The sequence below is a fragment of the Sporolactobacillus nakayamae genome (assembly GCF_900113325.1).
In the GTDB taxonomy this organism is placed as follows: domain Bacteria; phylum Bacillota; class Bacilli; order Bacillales; family Sporolactobacillaceae; genus Sporolactobacillus; species Sporolactobacillus nakayamae.
Genome location: NZ_FOOY01000010.1, coordinates 19383 through 44993, shown reverse-complemented (window position 1 = coordinate 44993; position 25611 = coordinate 19383). Strand labels below are relative to the sequence as shown.

The window sequence follows — 25611 nt, the reverse complement described above, 5'->3', positions numbered from 1 at the left end:
TGAGTAAACGGCACATGAACGCAGGTTTCACAGAGCTAGTTCTGATGGCAGAGGACCCTTTCTTCCATTTAATTGCTGTAAACACAAACAAACTCGCCAGCTGAACCGTAGCGCTGCCAAGTATCTTGACACATATAGCTTTTACCATCGACCACCTAGCGTGGTGCAATCATTAAGATAGCGATAAAACGCGGATTCACTTATGTATAAGTGGCCTCTATTCATTGCATTGCAGACTATTTATCGTTTTAAAAGCTGCCATCCGTACAACAGATCAATCTGCTGGCCCAGTCACGAATAAATCGCATATACTGCGTGCAGAAGGATTGTTCGCTCGGCTGTATGAAAAAAACTTCTCGTAAATATTGAGGCTGAAGAAAAGGTGTAATAATCAAATCACGATAGTGAATGATGGCAAACTCAATTTGCATCTGATTCATCTGCTTGCCGCTTAAAACTTTCTTAAAGATACGCGCGAACAGAAATTTTTCTTTCATCAGATAGCTCGACATTAGTTCGCGCACTAATTGATTGTCCAATGTCATTTCTCGGTGCACAAACCGTGAAAGATAGAAGCAGTGCTGTTGATACCGAATTAATTGTTCAGCAACAACTGTCAAACGCTCCACTGATGAAATCTGTCCCGATGTCTCCTGCTCTGCTTTCTCTAAAGCGCTTAAGTATCCTTCAAAAAAAGTAGCCATTAAATACTCCAGCAAGCCCTGTTTTCCACCGAAGTAGTAGGAGACAAGTGCGATATTGACACCTGCGTCTGATGCAATCGCGCGAACAGAAACTCCATCGTATCCGCTCATAGTGAACAATTTAAGAGCCGAGTGAACAACCGCTTCTTTAGATTTTTTGCCACTTACCCGATTCAAACTTTTCGTTGGCATATCGAGTCTCACCTTTCTCTTTGGCATAGGGACCTGCGTTTATCGATCCTCTTACTATAAACGTTCGGCTTAAAGAACGTCTACCCTCTAAAAACCTTTCGACATATCAGCTGAAAAATCTACGCTATTCTGCTAAAATTAGAGTACTTTCTCATATGATCGAGGTGGAAAGAAATGAATTCTGTCAATAAAACAAGAATTCAAGTACTTGAATCATTAATTAAGGATGAATCAAATCGAATTGCGAACCTGTCCAACGCTTCCGCGTGGTTGAATGAATGCCTTGATACAATTAATTGGGTCGGTTTTTACTTACTGGAAGATGGCGAGTTGGTACTCGGACCCTTTCAAGGGAGAACAGCCTGTGTGCGCATCAAAATGGGGCAAGGCGTGTGCGGCACAGCAGCCAAAGAGCGAGAAATCCTTCGTGTCCCTGACGTTCATGAATTTCCCGGGCACATTGCTTGTGACGCGGCATCTCGTTCAGAAATTGTGGTTCCTCTGATTAAAGATGACGAACTGATCGGCGTACTCGATATTGACAGCCCGATTTGCGACCGTTTTTCCGAAGATGACCAGCAATTTCTTGAAGCTTTTGCGGAAACACTGGTTACCTATCTCTAAGCTTGACAATTTGCCTTTAAAAAAGGTATAATTGCGTTCGTGTAAAATGAGGCAGCATTGCATGGGTTCAAAGCATTTCTATTTTGTTCCTCTTTAGTTGTTGAAGAGGTGTACTGCGTAACCTAGACTGCCTGGGCGAAGGTGCAAGATAGCAAAATATCTTTGAAGAGCTTGCAAAGGTGTCATTTTATACCACTTGAGTTTGCATATGAATGAATGCGTTCATTCACGGCATTCTCGAATAAAATGACGAAGGAGGAGTCAGTCAATGGCTCGCTATACTGGTCCAGTTTGGAAGAAATCTCGTCGTTTGGGTATTTCACTCAGCGGCACAGGTAAAGAACTCGAAAGGCGTCCTTATGCACCGGGACAACATGGTCCGACACAACGTATTAAGTTGTCCGAATATGGTCGTCAGCAACAAGAAAAACAAAAGCTTCGTTTCATGTATGGAGTTAACGAACGTCAATTCCGCCGCATTTTTGATGATGCAGCAAAAATGAAAGGCGTACACGGCGAAAACTTCATGATTCTGCTTGAATCTCGTCTCGATAACCTTGTTTATCGCCTTGGTCTTGCAAGAACACGCAGACAATCACGTCAGCTGGTTAACCATGGTCATATCACGGTTAACGGCAAACGCGTCGATATCCCGTCTTACCGCCTGAAACCAGGTGAAACGATTGGTGTCCGTGAGAAATCGCGCAACCTCGTGATTATCAAAGATGCTTTGGAAACAAACAACTTTGTTCCGGAATATCTAACCTTTGACGAAAAGACTCTGGAAGGCACATACAACAGACTTCCGGAACGTTCGGAACTCCCTGCGGAGATTACAGAAGCAATGATCGTCGAATTCTATTCAAAATAATTTGTCTTGCTGTGAAGGACCTTCCCGGTTTTACTGGGAAGGTCCTTTTTACACTGGCAACAAAGTATAAAAAAAAAATAAATAATTAAAGGAAACGTGTAAGTGCAACTAAGTCTTCGCCTTCGCCTGAGGCTTGGCAAAGCCAAGTTTTCTAACAAGTTAAGAAAGTTTATTATTTTGCACGTTTGCAAACCAATAGACCAGTGTCTTGGCCGAGAATCAAAGCGGAGGTGCGAGACCCCGCAGATTCCTGCCTGTCTGAGGAGGCTCCCGGATCGCCCGCGGCAAGCGAGCAGCTGAAGTGTCGTTCAAGTCACAAGGTTGAGGACTTAAAGTCGCATCCGGCGGAAGTAAAGAAAGCTTATCGTTTTGCCTTGCTGCTGGTACGACGATAAGGTCATAAGATTCGATTGGGGTGATCAGGTAGCGCCCAATCTGAGAAATAAACGGAAAAGTTCCGCTTAATTAGCAAATGAATGAAAAAATTGCTTAAATAGACGGAGAAATTCCGCTTATCGAATCGGAAAACGTGAAAATGGAGGGTTTTTCTGTGCATAAGCGGAAAAATTACCCTTATGTACCTATGAAACAAGCGCCAGGATGCATATAAGCGGAAAATCTCCGCTTATTTTACTCCGCGATACTTAATTAAGGCTCATAGAAATGTCTGTTCACGCACAAGGTTGATGATTCAAAACGGCATTTGGAGCAAAGGAGCTTTCGTGTGTAAGGGAAATGGATCTTTCGCTAATTACGCATACGTCCTGCAAGCAACGCGAAAGTCACCGCGTCCTGCGGAAGTAAGGACCGGGCGCTTTTTTCCCGGTTTTTCTAATTGGCAGGAAAAACTTAAGGCGCTTCGACTAACGGCGCTCACTTACCGAGAGCAACACCGAAGTCATCACATCCGGCGGAGTCACCAGAGCCTAGGCCGATCATGGCCGTCGCGACGAGCTCTGATCGGTTTTTCTTTTCAACCTCTGTGATTTACGCTAATATATAAGAAGCTTTAATTAAATTTTTCTGAATGTTACATGCTAGAGATGACTAAATTTTAGAGGAGATTTGCGAATGCATGCCCCATTAAAAAGCTTTTCCGATTTTTTCGACCGGTTGGCGGAAAAATGGGCTTCAAGCTCAGTAGTCCAAACAACCCAATCAATAACCGGAATCATCTGGAATTCTCTATTGCTCACGCTATCCATAATTATTATCGGACTATTTTTCGCAGCAGGAACTGTATCCGGTTATTTTGCCGCACTTGTGCGCGACCAGCCCGTGCTCAGTTATAAAACATTAAAACATGATATCAGCAACTATTCTGAGAGCAGCGTGAGCTACTTTGCCGGCAATATTCCCATTGGCAAATTGAACAGCGATCTTATTCAAACAAAGACAAAATTGAGTGAGATGTCGCCACATTTAACTCACGCAGTCATTGCGACTGAGGATGAATTGTTTTATCAGCACCATGGCGTTGTTCCTAAAGCGGTCATTCGTGCCAGTGTGGAAGAGCTGCTGCATAAGCCTCAAGTTACCGGCGGAAGCTCGATCACGCAGCAGCTTGTGAAAAATCAGATTTTAACCAATGAAGTTTCTCTTGATCGAAAATTCAAGGAAATATTGCTTGCCATGCGCCTGGAACGATTTTTCACGAAGGATGAAATTCTTGAATCTTATCTAAATATGGCTTCGTTTGGCCGAGACGCATCAGGAAAAAATATTGCGGGCGCGACAACTGCGTCCGAAGGCATTTTCGACGTAAAACCGAACAAGCTCTCAATTGCGCAGGCAGCGTTTATCGCCGGCTTACCGAAGAACCCATTTACATATTCCCCTTTTCAGAACCATGGCGGGCTGAAAGACGATTTATCCGCTGGTATCAATCGAGCACATACAGTGCTGCACCGGATGTATGCTGCCGGTTATATTAACAAAAAGCAGCTGAATCAGGCGATGAACTATGATTACAAGAAACATTTTGCGAAACGCGGAAATTCCATAAATGACGATTATCCCTACTTATCTAAAGAAATTGAAAACCGGACGAAGGTTATTCTTGCTAAGCTGATGGCCCAAAAGCAAGGCTACAATAGCGACAAACTCTACACGGATTATTCAAATTACAAAAAAATCGTATATGAGTATAACAACAATGTGTATCACGGACGCAATCTAAAGGAGATTGCGAAGCTGCATGACTATGACTATGCATCACTAGCAAATCACTACTCATTGTTCACTAATTTTTTGGACAACGCCTCCCTAAACTTGGCAGACGGAGGTTATCGGATCTACACGACAATCAACAAACCAATCTACGACGATATGGAATCATTCGCACGAAATTATTCAGGATATAGTCCAAGCCAATATGCGCGCAAGACGAACGGACAGATTTTAGAAGTAAAAAACAGCAAAACAAATAAAATGGAAAAGGTCAGCGACCCAATGCAAGTTGGTTCCACGCTCATTGAGAACAAAACAGGACGGATCATCAGCTTCGTTGGCGGTCGCGGCTTTAACAGCTCCGAGTTAAATTATGCGACGGAGGTGCCGCGTCAGAACGGTTCAACCATGAAGCCCCTGCTTGTCTATGCGCCGGCTATGGAACTCGGATTGATCCAGCCCGGATCAATTGTTCCTGATCTCCCATACAAACGTATTGTGAACGGGAAAGTGTACGCACCAACCGATTACGGCTCTACATCAAACAGCGCCATTTTTCATGGTTTTGAAACAGCGCGTGCAGCACTGGCCGCCTCACACAATGTTCCTGCTGTAAGCGTCTTTACAAGACTAAGCGCAGTCACAAATAAAGCACCCGATTACTTGAAAAAAATGGGCATCACCTCGCTTGTCGGATCGGACGGATACAACGTCTCGGCAGCACTTGGCGGTATTACAAAGGGTATTACAATAGAAGAAAATACCAATGCTTATACCACTTTTGCCAACGGAGGTTCATTTGTCGACGCATATATGATCGACAAAATTACGGATAGTTCAGGAAAGGTGATCTATCAGCACAAAGTGGAGCCCGTCCATGTCTTCTCCAAACAAACCAATTACTTAATGCAGGATATAATGCGCGATGTGTTCACATACGGCACGGGAGCTTCACTTCGCGGGATGTTGCAATTCAATTCAGATTTAATTGGAAAAACCGGAACCTCACAGGATTGGCACGACGGATGGCTCGTCGCATCCAACCCAAATATTACGATGGGGGTATGGGTTGGGTATGCTCACAACCAGCAACTGAACCGCAATACCTATTCAACGCAAAGCAAGCAACTGTGGGCGGGTTTTGCCAATCGTGCATACGATGTAGATCCGGACTTAATGGCGCCTAAAAAACGGTTCACTCAACCGGAGGGAGTTGTGAAACAAACCTATTGCGGCCTCACAGACGGCAAGCCAACCGAGTACTGTAAAGCTGCCGGATTCGAGGTCAACGACCTAATGAATCAAAAATATGCACCAACAGAAGCCATTGAGGCACTTGAGCCTTTTACTGAGCAGCAGAATTCAGAGGAATCTCCCGTCGTGGATCCAGGCTCAGACCAACCCGATCAAAAACAAGAACAGGAAGAGCAAAAAACTGAAAGCGGACTCTTCAAGTTCAAGCCTGATTTCTTAAATTCGCGCTTTCCTTATACGGATCTTAGTGCAGCTAAGCCTGAACTTCTAGGTAAAATTCGCCCCTAAAAATAATAGGTAAAAAAATCCCCCGTTGCGTAGGCATCGAATGCCTTCGCAACGGGGGATTTTTACACTAGAAAAAAGTAAAGAACTTAAAGAAAACAAGCATAAGCAATTCGGAAAGTAAACGGCTTTTGACCAACTAGAAGCCTGGCGAATACTTATGTTCTCGCCCGTTACTTTGTTGATTTTCTGCTGTCTACGCGGTGAGGAAGCACAACTGTAATTGAGTCCACCTTTTCATGGTTCATCAATTTAGTCAGTAAACGCATCGCAACCGCTCCAATATCATAGGTTGGTTCAGCAATACTCGTCAGCGTTGGACGAACCATCTGAACGAGACGCGTGTTTTCACTGCTGACGACTTCAATATCATCCGGAACCTTTAAGCCCTCATCCTGAATCTCGTGGATCGTTCCAATCGCCATTTCGTCTGAATCAACAAAGATCGCCGTTGGTTTAATCTCCTGACTGAGAAATTGAGCCGTGGCTTCCTTTCCTGATTCATAGGTGTAGTCACCTTCGGTTATTAATGATTCTTCAAATGGAAGATGATGTGCTTCAAGGGCGCGCTTGTAGCCATTCAATTTATACTTGCCGTTAATCGGTACTTCAACAGGACCATTGATAAACCCAATGCGTTGATTGCCAGACTCAATCAGTTTGGAAACCACTTCAAAAACCGCTTGTTCATAGTCGATATTAACTGATGGAATTTCTTGTTGCTCGTCCACAGTTGATGCCAGGACAATCGGAACATTGGACTGTTTGAATTCTTCGATATGTTCTTGATCGATTTTCCCACCCATAAAGACAATACCGTCGACTTGCTTGCCAAGAAGTGTCTGAAGCAGACGAATCTCCTTGTCCTTATTTTGATCGGAATTGCATAGGATGATGTTATACTTGTACATCGTCGCAATATCTTCAATTCCACGAGCAAGTTCAGAAAAATAGACACTGGAAATATCGGGAATAATCACCCCGACCGTTGTCGTCTTTTTACTTGCAAGACCGCGAGCAACCGCGTTCGGACGGTAACCGAGTCTTTTTATAGCCTCGGACACTTTTTTCCGAGTTGTTGGTTTTACATTTGGATTGCCGTTCACAACTCGAGAAACAGTAGCCATCGAAACGCCTGCTTCTCTGGCTACATCATAAATCGTTGCGCTCAATGCTTATTCCTCCTCAAAATCCACTATTTTTTCTATAGTCAGCCTGAACACCGGTTCACGCTCTACAACGTTTTCATTTTTCCGTACCTCAAATACGCACCAATTAGCTACTGATGCCTATTTCCCATACTATCAAATTTTGCCAAGGTTCGCTATATTTTTTGCGCGAATTGTGAGGATTGATTGCGGCACACCATCGAAAAAAAAAAGATCACAAGAGAAAAGAATCAATAATCCTTTGGAATTGGAATCATTTGTTCTTTTTCTTCTATGCTATCTTTTTTCGCGGTGGAGATTTTATGGGTCAAGTCAATCGACCTTTGCTTCGCCGTCTCAATGATCTCCACACTTTTGCCTTTCAGCAAAACACTTTCCTGCTGCAACCGATGGATAACTTCCTTTCCGGACGGAGCAGCGGTCAGATACAATACAACAGCCCCAAGCGCGCCACCCACAACAAATCCTGAAAAGAAAGCCGCACCTTTTCCTACATTACTTTTTTCACTCTGCCCCATGAAAAAAATCCCCTTTCTTAATCTTTTTCCGGGTCAGACTTGCGTGCGTTTTTCCAGCGTTGCACCAAGTCGATTGCCGCTTTGCCCCATTGCACACCTTGAGCAATTTTACCCGAGTGCTCAACGCCTTTATTTTCGATGCTGGCAGTCACTCGCTTTACAGACGTATTAATTGTGCCCAAGGATTCGCCAAATCCTTCAATTGCATCGAAAACACTGTTTAGACTTTTGGACTTTCTCTGAAGATCGACAGCAAGTAAGTTCGTCCGGTGCAAAAGCTCGGTTGTTTCTTCGCTTATGCCCTTCATCTGCTCCTGAACATCTTCAAGTGTTGAAGCAGCGTCTTCCATCGTTTTTTGTGCGGCACTTAATGTCTGCGCCAAAAAATAAACAAGAACGGCAAACGCAACAGCAATAACCGCGACTGCCAAATATAGGATAATGATCACCGTACATCCTCCCTTTCAATCGATTCCATATTAGTTTGATGAATCATCGCATTTCTATACCTATTCTTATCAATGAAATCTCGAATTACTTGTCCACTCTCTTATCTTAACATTTAAAAATATTAAAAAAAAGGCGGAAAGCAGTACGATGAAAAGGATTACAGTGATTGTTTATATGCATGCTGATATTTTTGGATATCACCCGCACCCATGAACAACAGTACGCCATGATCATATTGCTTTAGATCATCAATAGTGCTGTTGTGCAGAATATGCGATCCTTCGATACGGTCTTGAAGATCATGAATAGACAATTTGCCGCTCTTTTCCCGAGCCGAACCAAAGATGTCGCAAAGGTAGACTTCATCAGCAGTAGCAAGCGCGGTTGCAAATTCATCCATAAACGTCATCGTTCGAGAGTAGGTGTGCGGTTGAAAAATTGCGATCAGTTTGCGATCGGGATACTTTTCACGGGCTGCCTCAATTGTGACGCGAATTTCTGTTGGATGATGCGCATAATCATCGATCATCACTTGATCCCGCTGCACGAGTTTCGTTTCAGAGAACCGGCGTTTTACACCGTGGAAAAGTGTGAGACGCTCCTTCACCAGCTCAATCGGAACACTCATGTAATTGCAGAATGAGATCACTCCCAGTGCGTTGAGCACGTTGTGATTGCCATAACCGGTAATTTTGAAGTGTCCATAGAAGTCGTTACGCACATAAACGTCAAATTCGGTTCCTGAATCGTCAGGGAGAAAGACTACATTTCTCGCCTGAAAATCATTTTCTTCGTTAAAACCATAATAGATAATCGGTACATTCGACTTAATCATCTGCAATTGCTCGTTATCACCGCAGGCAAACACCGCTTTTTTCACTTTAAGCGCTAATTCTTGAAAAGCGCTGACAACATCATCAAGATCCTTATAGTAATCCGAGTGATCAAATTCGATGTTTGTAATGAGACAATAATCAGGATCCGAGTGCAGGAAATGCCGTTTGTACTCACAAGATTCCCAAATAAAATACTTGCTCTTATCATTACCGGAGCCCGTTCCGTCGCCAATCAAATAAGAGGTCGGCGCGAATGTTTTAAAAACAAAAGAAAGCAGTCCAGTTGTGGATGTTTTGCCATGAGTCCCTGTAACTGCGACACTGGTATACTGTTTCGCCAAATCTCCTAGGAAATCATAATAACGGTAAACAGGTACACCGATTTCTTTTGCCTTGGCAATCTCTTCGTGCTGATCAGGGAACGCATTTCCCGCAATCACAACTTCATCAGAAGAAATGTTATCCGCTGAAAACGGCAATATTTTTATTTTTTTATCCTCTAGTGCCTTTTGTGTAAAAAAACGTTTGTCGTAATCCGATCCTTGAACCTCATGGTGCAGATCCTGAAGAATCTGAGCGAGTGCGCTCATACCCGTGCCCTTTATACCAACAAAATGGTATTTCGCCATACAATGACCTCCATAAATTGCTTCGTACATGACCAAATCGCTGCAATATGAATAGTATACTCATTTATTGGCTATTCTGTGTGCTGCGGATTCGTCACCATTAATAAAACAGAGACTGATCAACAAGTGCGCGATGAACTATCATCAGATATTATTGTGCAAAAACTGGGACACAGTACTACCATATGCTCTATCACCGTCATGCCCGACACTTATTTTAACCTTTATTACCATCGTTGTAAAAACATATTTAATTTCATTTATTCGCTCAATCGAGGATCATGCGCGACATCATTAAATCAGCAGTCGTCCAACTCGTGTTCAGCCAGCTGTTCTCTAAGTTTTTCCTTAGAAACCAGTACCTGACGAGGCTTGCTTCCATTATTCGCTGAAATAATGCTACGCAACTCCAGTTCATCCACGAGACGGGCGGCTCTATTGTAACCGACTCGAAAATGGCGTTGAATGCCGGATACCGAAGCTTGTCCCTGCTCGACAACAAAAGCCGCCGCATCACCAAGCAATTCATCCTCCTGTTCCGAACGTTCGTAATCAGTACGAACCGTTTCGGGAGAGAAGAGGTAATCTGGTTTTTGCCAATCTTGGAATGCATGTGTTACACGGTTAATTTCTTCATCAGATACGTAGCATGCTTGGAGTCTGCGCAGACTGCGGGAACCGTTTTCCGCAAACAGCAAGTCACCTCGCCCAAGCAAGCGCTCTGCCCCGCCACAGTCCAAAATTGTTCTGGAGTCTGTCTGCGATGAAACGCTGAACGCAATTCGGGTCGGAATATTTGATTTTATAAGTCCCGTAATGACATCTACGGACGGCCTTTGTGTTGCGACAAGCAAATGAATACCTGCCGCTCGCGCTTTTTGAGCGATCCGGCATACGGATTCTTCAACATCCTGCGGAGCGACCATCATCAGATCAGCGAGTTCATCAATTATTATGACTATGTACGGAATTTTCGTGTCGCTCGTGTTCCCAGCAGCTACTTTACGATTATAGCCTTCCATGTCTCGTACGGCGTTATCCGCGAACAGACGATATCTTTGTTCCATTTCTTCAACAGCCCATTTAAGGGCCGCTGCCGCCTCTTTGGGCTCAGTAATTACGGGAGCAGCTAAATGTGGAATCTCCTGATAAGGGGCGAGCTCAACCACTTTGGGATCAATTAGAAGAAAGCGAAGATCCTCAGGCGGCGTACGATAAATCAAACTTAAGATCAACGAGTGAATGCACACGCTTTTCCCCGAACCGGTTGCGCCGGCAATGAGTCCGTGGGGCATTTTCGCCAGATCGGTAACTACCTGATTGCCTGACACATCTTGACCGAGGGCAGCCGTCAATGGCGCTCTGCTTTTTTTATATTCCGCCGATGTCAGCAATTCTTTAAGCAGAACGGGTCTTCTAACCTTATTTGGTATTTCAATCCCCACAGCGCTTGTCCCGGGAACCGGAGCGATTCGTATTTGCCTGGCTGCTAGACTCAATTTGATGTCCTCATTTAAACTGAGAACCTTATTAATCTTCACACCAGGATGAAGATGTAGATCAAATCGAGTGACACTTGGCCCGCGCACATAACCAATCACATCGGCATCGACATGGAAATTTTCGAGTGTTTCCGTTAAGGTCGCTTTTTTATCTTCAATCCAAGCATCACTATCTTGTTCCGATTGTGCGGAATCATTAAGCAAGTCAAGAGGCATCTGCAACTCGGAGACTTTTGGCCGTTCATCAATAGAATTAGGCTTTGATACGTGCTTCGCTTGCCCATCCGAATGAAACATCAGAACGTTGAACGGAACCTTGGATTGGGTGTTTTGACGGTGAGGAGAACGCGGCAAACGGCTCTTCACGCGCATTATGCCTTCATTCTCCTTAACAGGTACACCGCTGTCCATTGAGTCGTCAGTTGCTTCTTTTTCCGAATGCTCTTCTGTGCGGTTATTTATTCGTTGCTTCTGCACGTGGTCCGAGTACGCTAGTGACTCCTGTTGAACGGAGCGCGCGCTTAGCGGACGCACTTTCTCAGATGACTCAACTACTTCGGCAGACTTATTCTCCTCGTGTGCTTCCTCTTTTTGCATCTCTTTCGTTCTGTTTAACGATGGTTGATCTGTGATTTTCCGATCAAGAACCGGATGATCCGCAGAAGACGGAAGTTCAACTGAGCGCTGCAAGTCTTCTTGTTTATGCTCCTGAATTTGCCGCTTTTCCTGTGTTTCTTTTGAGACATCTAGATAAAAAGAAGAATCCTGTTTTGTTGAGCTGAAGCTGTCCGGCGGCTTGCGATAGCCGAAGACGGGGGAAGGTACCTTAGTCAGACGGAACGGCGTCTTTTTCTTTTGATGCTCTGAAGCCTGCTGATTAGGCAGATGTGTCTCCTTAACCAAATGATGCCCCTTCACGGCAGGCGTATTATGTTCTGGATATCGAGCAAGCATTTTTACCTCAGCATGCCGATTCGTATCCTTAAAACGCCCCACAGGAGCTGCCGGATGCGATCTCTCAATTTCTTGTTCATGCTCGGAATCGTCATCACTATCCTGATTGAAAAAATGGTGCCACCATCTGTCAGCCATTCCATTCACCTCACCTTCACATGAATTTATGCGTTAGACGTGCATTTTCTTTAATGAATTGAAATCTTGTCCGACTTGAGTCTCTGAATTGAGCACCAGAATGCCTCTCTTTTGCGGTGCATTGGCAAGCGCCAATTCACGAGCGGAGCAGATCATCCCGTCAGAAGATACTCCGCGCAGCACAGTAGGACGAATAATGGTTCCATTAGGCATCAGTGCGCCGATTTTGGCGACAACCACCTTCTGCCCTTGTTCAATATTCGGTGCGCCGCAAACAATTTGCAGCGTCTCTTCACCGCAATCCACCTGACACACATGCATATGATCTGAATCCGGATGTTTCTTTGATTCAGATACATAGCCGGCCACAATCAAAGGTTGAACATCCACAGGCAAAGTCAGATCCACTTTTGCATCAGTCAGTTTCTGATTCAGCAAGTCAATGAGTGCGGCATTTACCGCCACCGCTCCTGTCGCTTGATCGCCTAAAAACTGAGAAGCATTAAAGAAATTTAATCCTAGCGTCTCATTGGTCGTCTCGTCGAAGACTCGCGCGACATCATTTTTCGTCTGAACGCTTTGCTTTCCCCCTTCCTTCAAGTAAACAATCAACGTGTCTCCAATGCCTTTCCGATTATAATAAAGAATCATTCATGAAACTCCTTCCGCATGGTTATACTGCGCCCCGTCTTTTGACGGCACTATTTTTAGTTCGTGTCATTTCCAGGGATTGGTCGTTTATTGGCCATAATAAAAATTGGTTCAAGCGTTTCCTTCTCGTCAAAAATAAACGGAAGCATTGTGATTCTCAGAGCACCTGTCGTATAAAATTTCATTGTCATCTGAGCGAGGATATCGTATCCTTCAGGATTAACAATATCACCGAAAATCAGCACATCCTGATGAGGGATCGCCACAGTCAAATCACCCTTCGCTTTCGCACGCATATCTGCGACAAGCTTTCGGTTCAATAATCGGCTGGCATCATACCCGTCATTCATACTGATAAAATAAAAAGTGTTATTGCGGACGATATCCTTTTTTATTTTAGTCGGAAGCGCGCTCAAATTAACTGTTGCGCGTTCTTTAAGTGCCTGCTCATCCATGCCTTCTTGATCGAGAAAACGTTTGTCAATCAGTCGACATGCGTCTCCAAGGTCAAGCGCATAGTAAATCCTCGTTTCAGCAGTATGTTCTCTTGAAACAAGCGCCTGTCCGTCTGCCGTTTGATTGGGAAAAGACGCGGAGCGAATCACCGGAAAAATACGATCTTCATTCCCTTTTAAGTGCGGAGCGCAAGCCATAGCCTTAAGTCCGCGGTCAATGGCAATGATCGATTGGTCCAGCGCTTCGGGACCTTTTTCCTCGAAACGACGGAGCAATTCATTTATCGAAAGGGTTACCCCTTTTCCATTCATATCCTGTTCAACGCGCACACTGTCTTTTTTATGATCAAAATGCAATTTACGTCCTTTGCCATTTAACTTGAGTTCAAGCATTTTCCTTAATTCAGCACGATCCATACACATCAGCCCCTTTTCATTTCGTTCGCCAGGTGCCGCATTTTCGTGGATATGACCTTAGTTTAGCATAGCCTTGCTTCATATGAATAGGTTATCCTCTTTTCAACTGTTTTCCGTTTTTCTATGCGCATACATGCCTTCAATTAATTTAAGAATATGTAGAAACATTTCAGTACGTGTGATTCGTCCCTCGGTAAGAATACCGATTGTTCCTCCATGAGTGCGCACATTCTTCTGCTGCGCATACTCATCAGCGAGATCTCCAAGCTCATGACCGGCGCGAATTCCTTCGGCAAGCACCTCTGGGAGAAGAATTCTGGCACCGCCCGCGCTGATGAGCTGACCATGACGGTCTGCTGCCGCCGCCCAGTTGCATAGGTACATGTCCCCATCAATATCGGACACGCCGCCTTCCATACCGACACCGAAGGTAACTTCCGAATCCTGTTGCAGTACGGCTTTCGCACGATTAATCGCCCCTTGCCTCGTCTCCGAATCAGACATAGGCATCGCTGAAATTCCAGAAGGAACATCAAAGCTCCGAATGATCGCGTCCATACTTTGATTTTGAATCAATTGATTCACTGCCTCTATCTTAGCCGGATTTTTTGTTCCTACTCCGATAATGATCATATGTTATTCTCCTTCTTTCCTATTGAGATAACTGCGCATTCTCAGGCTGCCCCCGCGATTATTTTCTCAGGATTTGAACGCCTTTAATAAGCGATCCATTTAATACTTGGTTAAGTGGATCACTTTTATTATACTTTGAAGTAGATCTAAGAATCCAAAACACAGGATCTCCCTCGGTTCAGATTTGACAACTGTCGAGCATACGCCTGTGAGAATAGAGGAATTAACATGAAAAGTCACTTTGGAACAGCACTTGTTATCGGTTTGGCCGCCGGATACCTCGCAGGTACCGCCACTAGCCGCCTTATGTCCGAAAAGAAGACGCTAAGCTCAGAAAAAGTGTTGGAACGCGTCAAAGATACGGTTACCAAACAACTCACAATTGACGGAGCTTGGATCTATCTTTCGCCGCATATTTGGTCAAAAGACAGTTTGACCCATATGGTGTATAGAGGCGGCTTGATTTCAAATGAAAAAGGAGGCAATCACCATTTTGACTTTATCGCCGATGCGGCCAGCGGAACAATTTTGGAATTTAAGGCGCAAAAACAAGGGTAAGGTAAATGCCCTACCTTGGTGATGCGTTAGTTCACTCACTGGCTATGGCCTCACAGCGATAAATTCTCTGCCCTTTTTCAGAAAATTTTTCTTCATATTCAGTAACCACATTGTCTTTGAGCCGCGCGCGATGTAAATCAAGACTAATATTTTGAAGCGTAAACCCATATTTTGAAAAACTTTCAAGTGAATATTCAAACAAACCCTGATTATCCGTTTTAAAGTTGAGAACTCCACCTTTTTTCAGCACATACTCATATTGGGCAAGAAAGGCTGAATAAGTCAGCCTTCTTTTTTCATGGCGGTTTTTCGGCCACGGATCACAGAAGTTCAAGTAAAGAGCATCTACCTCATCCTCAGCAAAAAACTCGGTAAGCCCTCTTGCATCTTCATTAATCAAACGAACATTTTCAATACCTTCTTCAAGGCACTTGTCAAGAGCGGTAACGATCACACTTTCGTGCAGCTCAATACCTACGAAATTGTCATTCGGATATTTTTTCGCCATACCTGTGATGAAGCGGCCTTTCCCTGATCCGATTTCTACATGAAGCGGCGCTTCTTTATGAAACACTTCATGCCATTCGCCGTTGTAATCTCTGGCTGACTGAATCACAATATCCGAATGCAAATCAAGTTTTCCTTTAGCCCAAGGTTTATGGCGTACTCTCATGTTTAACTCTCCCTTATTTTCACTTTAAGAATAAAACTATTATTAGCGCGCATAGTTCGCACGCAGCGGGTTTGCGTCAATCACTTTATTGTATTTATTATTTTACCATGAACTTCTTCAGCATCCTGGTATTTTGTCACGAACAAAGCGCCGGAGATTTGGCAAAGCCAAATTTTCTAAAAATCGGTGTCTTGGCTCAAAAGCGGAGGTCGAGACGTCCGCGGCAAGCGAGCAACCGCCGCAACCGCACCCTGCGGAAGGAAGGAACGGGCATGTCCGATTTTTCTAAACAAAGATCTTCCGCGCTAGTTCCCAACTTTGCGTATTCGTGCAAAAAAGTGCATCCCCCCGATCACCGGGAAGATGCCTGATTCGAGTTGTATTCACTAACCGACCTTTCATGTACATGATTTATATGCGCACTCAGAGTAAGGAATCCACGGCATACTCATTAAGCCAGAGCAAGTCTTTCTCAAATAAGATCATTTTCTTCGTCTCGGCATGTTCCTGATGCCAGAACATAAATCTCAAGGTCATCGCCAGCATATGCCACACAAGCCGCAACTGCAAAGATGGTGTGAGTTCGAGTCCATAAAGTCCAAGCCAATTTTGCCATTGATCCTCTTCGACATACCAGTAAAGCAGCATGGCCAGATCCATGGCCGGATCGGCGATCACCGCCTGATCCCAATCCACAAGGTACAAACTTTTTTCATCATTTCCAAGTAACCAATTATTATGGTTAATATCCGAATGACAGACACTCTTTTTCGGGTATTCTGCAAGCTCTGCCCTATCTTTTAAAAAGTTGAGCGATTGTCGAAGTGCGCGTGTCTCATTGCGCCCGCGCGCCTGACCCGTCAGCTGATTTACGATTTGCGTGGTCGTCATTGGCTTCTTGCCCAGTCGTTTCATCATAGTTAGAAGCGGCTCGGACGTATGAATTTTCTTCAATAATCCGGCGACTTTATCTGAAGACATTTCTTTAGGCGTCAGTACTCTTCCCGTCATCCATTTCTGTGCGGTCAGCACATCACCATTGTCTACACGCCGTGTCCACAGCAGTTTCGGAACGATGCCCTCAGCAGAAAGAACAGCAAGAAAAGGAGAAGAATTTCGCTTAATAAAAAGCTTATTTTCCCCGGAACTTGCCATAAAGGCTTCTCCAGTTAGTCCTCCTGCCGGAGAAATTTCCCAATTATCGCCATCGAAAAATCGAATCAAAACATTCCACCATTGCCTTTCTGACTTAGCCGAATTAATCAGTGAAAAAAAAGACTATGCCTAAAAATATACCACGTTCACGTTGAATCAACAATCATTAAAATGAGATTCTGTCTCATGTTTTGTGATCAATCTTTTCTTGAGTCGCACAGAGTTTCACTCATCTTCAGCAATGCTTCAGCAGCTTCAAGCTGCTCCCTTTTCATAAGCAATGAATGCTGATCCATTCTTTGAAACCATTCGCTTTCATTCCGCTGATCCACAAAATCCGTCTCATAGTCGTTAACCGTATCTTCAATATAACAGTCTGGAGCGTAAACAACTGTAGCAACTTGCATTGAGGTCAATCCTTTACCCTTCAGAAATGCGGCAACAACCGCTTTCGTTCGCCGCAGTGAGATCATCGGATTTACTAGCGGACGTACCGCAGCTCCATTCGTAATCTGATTCCACATTCTTTGCGAATATGGCTGAAATACATCGCCTGTCTCTCCCAAGAGCGGATGAACACAGCAGATCCTATCATTGGTGATCAGCAAAGAATCAAGCTGAACGGGGCCGGATTTGGTAAGCAGCACCGGGCGATACATAAAAAAAGAAACATCATTTATTCCCTTGAGCATTCTTCTTAACCATTGCTCCGTGAGAATATCATCCGGTCGCGCCGATCGTTCAAACGCAGTGCGCGTCGACCACAACACTTGTTTATCAAACAGCCAGTCATCAAAACCAATTTTCCAATGATTACTATATTTATCGACACCACTAACTGAATTTTGAATAGTATGTTTATCTAACCACTTCTCTCTCCATGCCTCCATGCGCCTTTTTTTCAACCAATTATACCGATTTGCATAACAGCGCAAGTTTAATTGATACCGTGAAACACATTGATTAACCTTAATGAGCTGAGCCATACTTGTCCACCTTCACCTAGTCTATGCCCTATTCTAATACAAAAAGGCTTACAAGAAACGATTTTTATTTGTTTCGAAATGGAAAATTGGCGACCGACTGATACTGTGGCGACATACCCGGACGAACCCTAAACAGTGATATGCCGTTAACTTCCCACGATTTTCCTGAAACCGCGCAATCCATTACAGGCAGATCATGATACAGTTCGCCTTCTATCCACCTTTTAGCCAGCGTAATATGAGGATGAAACGGTCTGCTCTCAGTAACAAAGCCAATCTCAGCAAGTTCTCGGCTCAGCTTCTCTCTTAGTGCTTCCAGACTGTGATTTGGGGCAAGCGAAGCAAACAAAACGCGTGGATGGTGCTTCTCTCCAAAGCCGTCGATTCCAGTAAGTATGACTTGAAAAGCGGAAATTTTTTCCGTGACTCGCGCGACGGTACGATTTAAGTTCTCTTGTCTTTCCTCATCAACTCCGCCGAAGAAGAAAAGAGTGATATGATAATCCCTTGGATCTGTTCTTCGCTTATAACAAACAGATTCCAAAAAAGGATCTGTTGTTTCGTATAATAAGGATCTTAGATTTTCAGCAATCGGAATCGCTAAAAAGAAATGGTTTGACATAACCTCAGCCCTTTCCTATTGATCAGAACGATGCTCCACCAGCTCATGCACGTATCGTTACCTTTGTTTATTATTATAGAATCAATCCCTATTTACTAGGAAATCATACATCAATGGTCGACCCGCGCCCTACTCATCCTGTATAATGTAACTAATACAATTCGAATAGTACGTCTTAGCTGTACAAGCCCTTGAAGAAAAGAGAGGTAATTATGACAAAAATTGTTCAATCTATCGATGAACTTGTTGGCGCAACCCCAATGGTGCGTCTAAACCGGCTTCCGGATCCGAACGGTGCCGCTATTTACGTGAAATTGGAATATTTTAATCCTACAAAAAGCGTGAAGGATCGCGCCGCGTTGTACATGATTCTCGAAGCGGAACGACAAGGAATCCTCCGGAAAGGCGCAACCATCATCGAACCAACTTCCGGAAACATGGGCATCGGGCTCGCAATGGTCGCAGTTGCGCGCGGCTACAAGGCGATTATTGTCATGCCGGATACGATGACTCAGGAACGCATTAATTTATTAAAAGCATTTGGCGCAGAAGTTGTATTGACCCCTGGGAGAGATAAAATGCCCGGTGCGATTAAAAAAGCACGGGAATTAGCCGAAAGCCTGCCTAATAGTTACATGCCGATGCAATTCGAAAATCAAGCCAACCCTGCAGCACATCAAAAAACGACTGCTGCTGAAATTATCAAGGACGTCCATTCTCTAGGCTGCACCCTTAACGCTTTTGTTGGAGCCGCCGGAACGGGAGGAACCGTTTCAGGAGCAGGAAACGCCTTAAAAGAAGCATTCCCAGGCATGACCGTACATATTTGCGAGCCTGCCGGATCACCTGTATATACCGGTGGAAAACCCGGACGGCATAAAATTGTCGGCACGAGCCCTGGATTTATACCCAAAACGATGGATATGTCCGTTATCGACGAAGTGATCGATGTCAGCGATGAAGACGCCTATGAAATCACACGCCGTCTGGCAAGCGAAGAAGGCATTCTATGCGGCCCGTCTTCAGGAGCCTCCGTCTATGTCGCACTTCAAGTTGCACGTCGATTCAAACCAGGTCAACTGGTTGTCTGTATTATTAACGACACCGGCGAACGCTATTTATCCGGTGATATTTTTCCAAGATAATGGATCTTATCTCTCCTCCACGCGCACGCGAGTGGAGGTTTCTTTATTTTTGCGGATTTTCATTGATGAGAACTGACTCCATTAATCGTCATATGAAGGACAACTATAGGAAATCAAAAATTAACAAAAAAACAATTGACTTTTTTGGATTAAGAGTTATATTAAAGTTGTTAACAGAAAATTATGTGACTTTATGGTTGAAGTCGGGCTTCTATTGACTGTTCTTTTTCATGAATTTCCGTCAAATGGATGAGGCGCTTAATCCTCCATCCCTCATTTTTTTCGGTTCTTCATCCGAAAAAAATTCTGTGTGTTGACTCTTGTTTGAATATTTCGCTCAGTAAAAGGCATAACTTTTATTGATAAATAATCTAGGGAGTGGTGACTTGAGTCCTTCAACTGATCGAATGCTAAATCGCGTGAGGTCCGTATATTTGTTCATTCGCAGACAAGGTACTGTTTCGACGAAAGAGCTGGTTGAAGAATTTGACATGACACAGAGAACAATGCAAAGAGACTTGAATATTCTTACCTATAATGATCTCGTCAGAAGTCCTGAGAGAGGTCAATGGACCGTAACAGAAAAAAAAGTCAGGGTTTCGTGAGCTGTTGAAAAAGAACAGCTCTTTTTATTTGCCGTTAAAATACGGACACATAGGCAAAAATCATCCGTAAACATAGACTATAGATGAATGTTACCAATTACTTGATTCAAGGAGGATCATGTTTATGTTCTCAAACGGCAATACTTCTTTGCCTCCGGATGCAACTGCTTTTCAGCCTGCTTCAGCACCAAGAGGTCGGATTGACCAATCAAATCAATTACCTTTTCAAGCAAAGACCACCACCGCCTCAAATGAACGTTCGGACGCGTCATATCCGTTTCCGGCCTCTCAAGGCGCCGGCAATACCTACATGGATAACAGCTTTGTATGGGATGGATCTGACGGACCTGCTCCGAACGCTGGCGATAGACAGATGCAGCCGCCGCGTCCGCTGCAGCCGCCATTTAATCCGCAGCAATTTGATCGACGCCTTAACCAGATTGAACGTCAGCAAGCTCAGTTTCAACGCGAGTTGCAGAGCCTCGACCGGCGCGTACGAATGATCGAACGGCGACTTGGTTTTCCAATCCCCCCGATTGGTGGCCCAGGATTTCCGCCAAGATAAAGACGATTCGGCTAAATTTATGCCGGTGTAAAAAAACTTTGGTACGAACCGTATAAAAAACAAAGGAAATTCGGATTTCGTTCCAAATTTCCTTTGTTTTTTATCATTTAAGAAATCACTCAGCTCTGCGCCCTCTAACCCCGCCGACAATTCGCCGAAGCAGCCCCGTCCAACGCGCGAGAATAAGATATACTGCTGCACCCACAGCGACGCTAAGAATAATCACGATTATCGCAATCCCTCTTCCGCTTGGCACATTGCCGCCAAATAACAGGAAGATGAGTTGGATCACGAGACACATGGCAATTGTGTAAGCAATAATATGTACCGTTTGCCGAGCAACGAGCGAATAGTGGTAATCGGTCGCGCGTTTGATCGCAATCAAATTAATCAAGATACATACCGCGTAACCAATATCGGTCGCGATCACAGGTCCGACCATTCCGAAAAATTTCATAAACGCAGGATTGAGCATAACTTTAATTAGAACTCCCGCTCCAAGGCTGATCAGCGTCACACGTTGGTGATTGATGCCTTGAAGTATTGAAGCGGTCACTTGGAAAAGCGCAAAGAAAATGGCTGTCGGTGCGTACCATTGTAAAATACGTCCACCAATTTGCAGATCATGCGGATTAATATCGAAAAGCAGCCCATGCACCATATACCCGAGAACAGATAAGCCGATTGCAGCCGGAATGGTGAGAAAAAGGACCAATTCAAACGCTTGAGTAATTTTATGATTCACTTCAGCGATATTTCCCGTGGAAAAAGACTTAATGATCGCCGGAACAGCGCTGACGGCAAGCGACGTCGCTAAAGTAACCGGAATCATTACCATTTTTTGATCATTGCCCGTCAAATCGGAAAGAATGATGTCTTTTACCTGACCACTATAATCAAGATAGTGAAAAGCCATGACTTGATCAATGAGCTGGTACAGCTGCATGGCAATTCCTACCGCTACAAAGGGCACCGCATAGGTAACCAGTTCTTTATACATGGATGCATACGAAATTCTATAACGATGCTGTGTTTTCTGCTTCATATTTGCCAGAAACGGGCGCCGTTTCACCCAGTAATAAAGCATTACATAAAACCCGCCGACCGCACCGACAAAAGCAGCAAATGTAGCCAGCGCAGCTGCGGTAACCGGAGATCCATTAAATACTTTCATGACTAAGAATGCGCCGATCAAAATAAAAGTGATCCGAACAATTTGCTCCACCACTTGAGAAACGGCAGTTGGCCCCATTGACTGGAAGCCTTGAAAATAGCCGCGCATCAAGCTCATCACCGGCACCACGAGAATAGCAATACTCACGACTCGAGTAACGAGCACAACATCAGGCAGTTTATTTGATGGAAGTCCATAAGCCGCCGCAAAATGCGGCGCACCGAGAAACAAGATCAGAAACCCGATTACCCCTGTTAGCGACATTAGTAGAAATCCGGATTTCATCAGGCGCTTCCCTGAATCATAATCGCCCATCGCATTGTATTTGGAAACAAATTTTGACACCGCAAGCGGCAATCCCATTGTGGATATGCTCAGCATAATTGCATAAGGCGTATAGGCGACCGTATAGAGAAATACGCCCTGGGTTCCTGTTAAAGCGTTATATGGGATTATAAATAGGATTCCGAGTAATCGTGATACAAAAGAAGCAACCGTCAGGATCATTGTCCCTCGGATCATTTTCGATGCGGACATCTGTCAACGCTCCTAAATCTTCAATTGGGCGAACTGCCCACAACTCTTAGTATTTTACCACATAATGCCGTTCATACAGCATCATTTTAGCGATCTCTTGCACTATTGGTCACATTTTGTCACCAGTGAGGTTCAGCATTACTAGCCAATCTGTAAACTGCGCACCTAAAAGCCGCCCCTATGCGTTCGCATTAAGAGCGGCTTTTATGAAGGTTCCTATTTATTTAGCAACAATATTGACAAGTTTATCTGGAACAGCGATGACTTTCTTGATGGACTTTCCATCAAGATGTTCCTTCACGCGATCATCGTTCACGGCTTTTTTCTCAAGTTCTTCTCTAGATGCTCCTTTTTCAACTTGGAAACGAGCACGGATCTTGCCATTTACCTGGACAATGATTTCGATCTCTTCTTCTACAAGCTTGCTTGCATCATAGGTCGGCCAAGTAGATCTCTCAACCGATTCGTCATGGCCGAGAAGCGACCAGATTTCTTCACTGATATGCGGTGCAACCGGTGAGAGCAGCTGAATAAATCCTTCTGCCATATAAGTCGGAATTTGTTCTTGCTTATACGCCTCATTGATGAAGGTCATCATCTGAGCAATACCTGTGTTAAAGTGCATAATGGCAAAGTCTTCAGTTACCTTCTTCACGGTCTGATGGTAGACTTTCTCAAAATCTTCACTGGCCGCCGCTTCCTTCGTAACTGCTTCGGAAAGATTGCCCTCCGCTGTAACAAAAAGTCTCCAAATGCGGTCGAGGAACCGGCGTGATCCATCGATTCCGGTTTCCGACCAGGGAATTGCCGCATCAATCGGTCCCATAAACATTTCATAAAGTCGGAGCGTATCTGCGCCGTGAGAAGCAACAATGTCATCCGGGTTAACGACATTCCCCTTTGACTTACTCATTTTCTCATGGTTGGTACCAAGAATCATCCCCTGATTGACCAGCTTCTGGAACGGTTCCTTGGTCGGCACGACACCGAGATCATAAAGAGCCTTGTGCCAAAAGCGTGCGTACAGCAGATGAAGCACAGCATGCTCCGCTCCGCCTACATAAAGGTCAACAGACATCCAGCGTTTCAGTTTCTCCGGATCCGCCAGCTGCTCTGTATTATGAGGATCAACGTAACGAAGGAAGTACCAGCTGCTCCCTGCCCATTGCGGCATTGTATTGGTTTCGCGGCGGCCTTTCATCCCTGTTTCCGGATCAACGATATTGATCCAGTCCGTATCATTTGCCAGTGGGGATTCTCCCGTACCGGACGGCTTTATGTTCTCCGTCTTCGGCAGTCGCAGCGGCAGTTCTTCATCAGCGACTGCTTTAAGTGAGCCGTCCTCCATGTGGATGATCGGAATCGGTTCGCCCCAGTAACGCTGACGGCTGAACAGCCAATCACGCAGGCGATACGTAATTTTGCGGCTGCCTACCTTATGTTCTACCAGCCAGTCAATCATTTTCGTAATGGCTTCTTTCTTTCCAAGACCGTCAAGGAACCCTGAGTTCACATGCTTTCCATCACCGGTATAGGCTTCTTTAGACAGATCACCGCCAGCAACGACTTCAATAATCGGCAGGTGGAATTTCGTCGCGAATTCATAGTCACGGTCATCGTGACCAGGAACCGCCATGATTGCACCAGAACCATAAGTGATGAGGACGTAATCGGCGATCCAGATCGGTACTTTCTTACCGTTAACCGGATTGATCGCATAAGCACCGGTGAACGCGCCGGTTTTCGTTTTCGCAAGATCAGTGCGTTCAAGATCGCTCTTTGCTGCCACTTCTGCGCGATACTGATCAATTGCTGATTTCTGTTCCGGTGTAACAATCTCATCAACAAGTTTATGTTCCGGAGCAAGCACCATATAAGTCGCACCAAACAGTGTATCCGGCCGTGTTGTAAAAACAGTGACGCTTTCTCCCTCGTGCCCGTCAATTTTGAATTGAACCTCGGCACCTTCTGAACGTCCGATCCAGTGACGCTGCATTTCTTTAACACTTTCCGGCCAATCCACCTCGTCAAGGTCATCAATCAGGCGGTCGGCGTATGCGGTAATCTTCAGCATCCACTGGCGCATCGGCTTACGGACAACCGGATGGCCGCCGCGTTCACTTTTTCCATCGATGACTTCTTCATTCGCTAGAACCGTTCCAAGAGCGGGACACCAGTTAACCGGCACTTCAGCAATGTAGGCAAGGCCCTTTTTGTAGAGCTGAAGGAATATCCATTGCGTCCATTTGTAGTATCCAGGATCCGTTGTGTTAATTTCACGATTCCAATCGTACGAGAAACCGAGCGATTTAATCTGTCTCTTGAATGTTGCGATGTTTTGCTGTGTAAAGTCAGCAGGATCATGTCCGGTATCCAGCGCGTACTGTTCCGCAGGAAGGCCGAACGCATCCCAGCCCATCGGATGCAGGACTTCAAAGCCCTGCATTCGTTTCATTCGCGCCATGATGTCAGTCGCGGTATACCCTTCCGGATGGCCGACATGCAGCCCTTTACCTGATGGGTACGGAAACATGTCCAGCACATAATATTTAGGTTTATCAGAATCATCATCGGTCTTGAATGTTTGATGATCATCCCAGTATTTCTGCCATTTTGCTTCAATTTTCTGATGATCAAAAGCCATTGCCATGGCGAGTTCCTCCTTTTTTTAAAGCGGGCTTACTAGTCAAAAAATATAAAAACCTCCCGCCCTTAACTTGTTGTTAGGGACGAGAGGTTGATTACTAAGTCAAATTCCCGCGGTACCACCCAAATTAGCGTTCGGATTTTTCCGTTCGCTCGCTTGTTGAACCCATAACGCGGGTTGCGGCGAGGCTCCCAGTTAAGGGCAGCACTCGCGACTCCGGAGCGAGTTCACTCTGTATCCGTACCGGCTCTCACCAAACGCCGACTCTCTGAAAGCGGATCATAAGCTACTTTTCTCCTTCATTGTCGTTCATTATTAAGGTTGTGTTTCCATTTTATTGATATAAACATGAGATGTCAACTCGCTCCGACAAAAAAGTAGATTTTCCGATTAGAAAAAAACAAAGATGGGCGAAAAAAGGCACTTCATACCTGCATAATCATGATTCATCACAAGACGAATCAAGCAATACTCATTTGGAACAAATTAATAG

22 protein-coding genes and 1 other annotated feature are annotated in these 25611 nt (G+C 44.7%); of the genes, 7 read left to right on the top strand and 15 right to left on the bottom strand.

Annotated elements, in window-relative coordinates:
- Positions 1 to 248 precede the first annotated feature (248 nt).
- A complete protein-coding gene (gene refZ / locus BM003_RS08055; RefSeq protein WP_093671920.1) occupies positions 249 to 896 on the bottom strand; it encodes a forespore capture DNA-binding protein RefZ in 648 nt (215 codons plus the stop codon).
- Positions 897 to 1070: 174 nt separating this feature from the next.
- On the opposite strand from refZ, the gene BM003_RS08050 reads away from it, so the two are divergent.
- From BM003_RS08050 to BM003_RS08040, 3 genes are all read left to right on the top strand, one after another.
- The gene (locus BM003_RS08050) at positions 1071 to 1520 is read left to right on the top strand and encodes a GAF domain-containing protein (protein ID WP_093671918.1); all 450 of its coding nucleotides are present in this window, start codon (positions 1071 to 1073) and stop codon (positions 1518 to 1520) included.
- A 268-nt stretch (positions 1521 to 1788) separates the two neighbouring features.
- Entirely contained in the window at positions 1789 to 2391 is a 603-nt protein-coding gene (rpsD, locus tag BM003_RS08045) for a 30S ribosomal protein S4 (protein WP_093671916.1), read from the top strand.
- 1071 nt (positions 2392 to 3462) lie between these two features.
- Positions 3463 to 6102, top strand: a complete 2640-nt coding sequence (locus tag BM003_RS08040; RefSeq protein ID WP_093671914.1) for a transglycosylase domain-containing protein — start codon at positions 3463 to 3465, stop codon at positions 6100 to 6102.
- Positions 6103 to 6272: 170 nt separating this feature from the next.
- On the opposite strand, the gene ccpA is transcribed toward BM003_RS08040, so the two are convergent.
- From ccpA to BM003_RS08000, 8 genes are all read right to left on the bottom strand, one after another.
- The gene (gene ccpA, locus BM003_RS08035; RefSeq protein ID WP_093671912.1) at positions 6273 to 7271 is read right to left on the bottom strand and encodes a catabolite control protein A; all 999 of its coding nucleotides are present in this window, start codon (positions 7269 to 7271) and stop codon (positions 6273 to 6275) included.
- A gap of 227 nt (positions 7272 to 7498) precedes the next feature.
- Positions 7499 to 7786: a YtxH domain-containing protein gene (locus BM003_RS08030; protein WP_093671910.1), complete on the bottom strand. Its 288-nt coding sequence runs from the start codon at positions 7784 to 7786 to the stop codon at positions 7499 to 7501.
- Between the two features lie 17 nt (positions 7787 to 7803).
- A complete protein-coding gene (locus BM003_RS08025) occupies positions 7804 to 8235 on the bottom strand; it encodes a DUF948 domain-containing protein (RefSeq protein ID WP_093671908.1) in 432 nt (143 codons plus the stop codon).
- 158 nt (positions 8236 to 8393) lie between these two features.
- Positions 8394 to 9701: a UDP-N-acetylmuramate--L-alanine ligase gene (gene murC / locus BM003_RS08020; protein WP_093671906.1), complete on the bottom strand. Its 1308-nt coding sequence runs from the start codon at positions 9699 to 9701 to the stop codon at positions 8394 to 8396.
- Positions 9702 to 10000: 299 nt separating this feature from the next.
- Positions 10001 to 12295, bottom strand: a complete 2295-nt coding sequence (locus tag BM003_RS18095; protein ID WP_093671904.1) for a DNA translocase FtsK — start codon at positions 12293 to 12295, stop codon at positions 10001 to 10003.
- A 33-nt stretch (positions 12296 to 12328) separates the two neighbouring features.
- Positions 12329 to 12946, bottom strand: a complete 618-nt coding sequence (gene ytpR / locus BM003_RS08010) for a YtpR family tRNA-binding protein (RefSeq protein ID WP_093671902.1) — start codon at positions 12944 to 12946, stop codon at positions 12329 to 12331.
- Positions 12947 to 13002: 56 nt separating this feature from the next.
- Entirely contained in the window at positions 13003 to 13818 is an 816-nt protein-coding gene (locus tag BM003_RS08005) for a DUF1444 family protein (RefSeq protein WP_093671900.1), read from the bottom strand.
- 102 nt (positions 13819 to 13920) lie between these two features.
- A complete protein-coding gene (locus BM003_RS08000; RefSeq protein ID WP_093671898.1) occupies positions 13921 to 14451 on the bottom strand; it encodes a DUF84 family protein in 531 nt (176 codons plus the stop codon).
- A 228-nt stretch (positions 14452 to 14679) separates the two neighbouring features.
- Here BM003_RS08000 and BM003_RS07995 point away from each other — a divergent pair, with 228 nt between their 5' ends.
- Positions 14680 to 15009: a hypothetical protein gene (locus BM003_RS07995; protein ID WP_093671896.1), complete on the top strand. Its 330-nt coding sequence runs from the start codon at positions 14680 to 14682 to the stop codon at positions 15007 to 15009.
- A 31-nt stretch (positions 15010 to 15040) separates the two neighbouring features.
- Here BM003_RS07995 and trmB read toward each other — a convergent pair whose 3' ends face one another.
- The 4 genes from trmB to thpR form a co-directional block, all read right to left on the bottom strand.
- Entirely contained in the window at positions 15041 to 15682 is a 642-nt protein-coding gene (trmB, locus tag BM003_RS07990; protein ID WP_093671894.1) for a tRNA (guanosine(46)-N7)-methyltransferase TrmB, read from the bottom strand.
- A gap of 423 nt (positions 15683 to 16105) precedes the next feature.
- On the bottom strand, positions 16106 to 16837 hold the full coding sequence (locus BM003_RS07985) for a phosphotransferase (RefSeq protein WP_425441043.1): 732 nt from the start codon (positions 16835 to 16837) through the stop codon (positions 16106 to 16108).
- A 197-nt stretch (positions 16838 to 17034) separates the two neighbouring features.
- On the bottom strand, positions 17035 to 17823 hold the full coding sequence (locus BM003_RS07980) for a hypothetical protein (RefSeq protein ID WP_093671892.1): 789 nt from the start codon (positions 17821 to 17823) through the stop codon (positions 17035 to 17037).
- 64 nt (positions 17824 to 17887) lie between these two features.
- Positions 17888 to 18445: an RNA 2',3'-cyclic phosphodiesterase gene (gene thpR / locus BM003_RS07975; RefSeq protein WP_093671890.1), complete on the bottom strand. Its 558-nt coding sequence runs from the start codon at positions 18443 to 18445 to the stop codon at positions 17888 to 17890.
- Between the two features lie 212 nt (positions 18446 to 18657).
- On the opposite strand from thpR, the gene cysK reads away from it, so the two are divergent.
- The 3 genes from cysK (at position 18658) to BM003_RS07960 (ending at position 20760) form a co-directional block, all read left to right on the top strand.
- Entirely contained in the window at positions 18658 to 19590 is a 933-nt protein-coding gene (gene cysK / locus BM003_RS07970; RefSeq protein WP_093671888.1) for a cysteine synthase A, read from the top strand.
- A 386-nt stretch (positions 19591 to 19976) separates the two neighbouring features.
- Positions 19977 to 20195, top strand: coding sequence for a DeoR family transcriptional regulator (locus BM003_RS07965; protein WP_093671886.1), 219 nt, complete (start codon positions 19977 to 19979; stop codon positions 20193 to 20195).
- A gap of 124 nt (positions 20196 to 20319) precedes the next feature.
- Positions 20320 to 20760, top strand: a complete 441-nt coding sequence (locus BM003_RS07960) for a hypothetical protein (RefSeq protein ID WP_093671884.1) — start codon at positions 20320 to 20322, stop codon at positions 20758 to 20760.
- 115 nt (positions 20761 to 20875) lie between these two features.
- Here BM003_RS07960 and BM003_RS07955 read toward each other — a convergent pair whose 3' ends face one another.
- Positions 20876 to 22471: a putative polysaccharide biosynthesis protein gene (locus BM003_RS07955; protein ID WP_093671883.1), complete on the bottom strand. Its 1596-nt coding sequence runs from the start codon at positions 22469 to 22471 to the stop codon at positions 20876 to 20878.
- A 220-nt stretch (positions 22472 to 22691) separates the two neighbouring features.
- On the bottom strand, positions 22692 to 25115 hold the full coding sequence (leuS, locus tag BM003_RS07950) for a leucine--tRNA ligase (RefSeq protein ID WP_093672114.1): 2424 nt from the start codon (positions 25113 to 25115) through the stop codon (positions 22692 to 22694).
- A gap of 78 nt (positions 25116 to 25193) precedes the next feature.
- Positions 25194 to 25430, bottom strand: a binding site (T-box leader).
- Positions 25431 to 25611: the final 181 nt, after the last annotated feature.

What these genes read in the sequence shown, in the direction of transcription:
- BM003_RS18095 (WP_093671904.1), bottom strand. Translation starts at nt 12,295, where the DNA reads ATGGCTGACAGATGGTGGCACCATTTTTTCAATCAGGATAGTGATGAC.
- BM003_RS07960 (WP_093671884.1), top strand. Translation starts at nt 20,320, where the DNA reads ATGTTCTCAAACGGCAATACTTCTTTGCCTCCGGATGCAACTGCTTTT.
- BM003_RS08000 (WP_093671898.1), bottom strand. Translation starts at nt 14,451, where the DNA reads ATGATCATTATCGGAGTAGGAACAAAAAATCCGGCTAAGATAGAGGCA.
- rpsD (WP_093671916.1), top strand. Translation starts at nt 1,789, where the DNA reads ATGGCTCGCTATACTGGTCCAGTTTGGAAGAAATCTCGTCGTTTGGGT.
- ytpR (WP_093671902.1), bottom strand. Translation starts at nt 12,946, where the DNA reads ATGATTCTTTATTATAATCGGAAAGGCATTGGAGACACGTTGATTGTT.
- BM003_RS07995 (WP_093671896.1), top strand. Translation starts at nt 14,680, where the DNA reads ATGAAAAGTCACTTTGGAACAGCACTTGTTATCGGTTTGGCCGCCGGA.
- murC (WP_093671906.1), bottom strand. Translation starts at nt 9,701, where the DNA reads ATGGCGAAATACCATTTTGTTGGTATAAAGGGCACGGGTATGAGCGCA.
- cysK (WP_093671888.1), top strand. Translation starts at nt 18,658, where the DNA reads ATGACAAAAATTGTTCAATCTATCGATGAACTTGTTGGCGCAACCCCA.
- BM003_RS07955 (WP_093671883.1), bottom strand. Translation starts at nt 22,471, where the DNA reads ATGTCCGCATCGAAAATGATCCGAGGGACAATGATCCTGACGGTTGCT.
- thpR (WP_093671890.1), bottom strand. Translation starts at nt 18,445, where the DNA reads ATGTCAAACCATTTCTTTTTAGCGATTCCGATTGCTGAAAATCTAAGA.
- BM003_RS07980 (WP_093671892.1), bottom strand. Translation starts at nt 17,823, where the DNA reads ATGGCTCAGCTCATTAAGGTTAATCAATGTGTTTCACGGTATCAATTA.
- leuS (WP_093672114.1), bottom strand. Translation starts at nt 25,115, where the DNA reads ATGGCTTTTGATCATCAGAAAATTGAAGCAAAATGGCAGAAATACTGG.
- BM003_RS08030 (WP_093671910.1), bottom strand. Translation starts at nt 7,786, where the DNA reads ATGGGGCAGAGTGAAAAAAGTAATGTAGGAAAAGGTGCGGCTTTCTTT.
- BM003_RS08050 (WP_093671918.1), top strand. Translation starts at nt 1,071, where the DNA reads ATGAATTCTGTCAATAAAACAAGAATTCAAGTACTTGAATCATTAATT.
- trmB (WP_093671894.1), bottom strand. Translation starts at nt 15,682, where the DNA reads ATGAGAGTACGCCATAAACCTTGGGCTAAAGGAAAACTTGATTTGCAT.
- BM003_RS08040 (WP_093671914.1), top strand. Translation starts at nt 3,463, where the DNA reads ATGCATGCCCCATTAAAAAGCTTTTCCGATTTTTTCGACCGGTTGGCG.
- BM003_RS08005 (WP_093671900.1), bottom strand. Translation starts at nt 13,818, where the DNA reads ATGGATCGTGCTGAATTAAGGAAAATGCTTGAACTCAAGTTAAATGGC.
- refZ (WP_093671920.1), bottom strand. Translation starts at nt 896, where the DNA reads ATGCCAACGAAAAGTTTGAATCGGGTAAGTGGCAAAAAATCTAAAGAA.
- BM003_RS07985 (WP_425441043.1), bottom strand. Translation starts at nt 16,837, where the DNA reads ATGGCAAGTTCCGGGGAAAATAAGCTTTTTATTAAGCGAAATTCTTCT.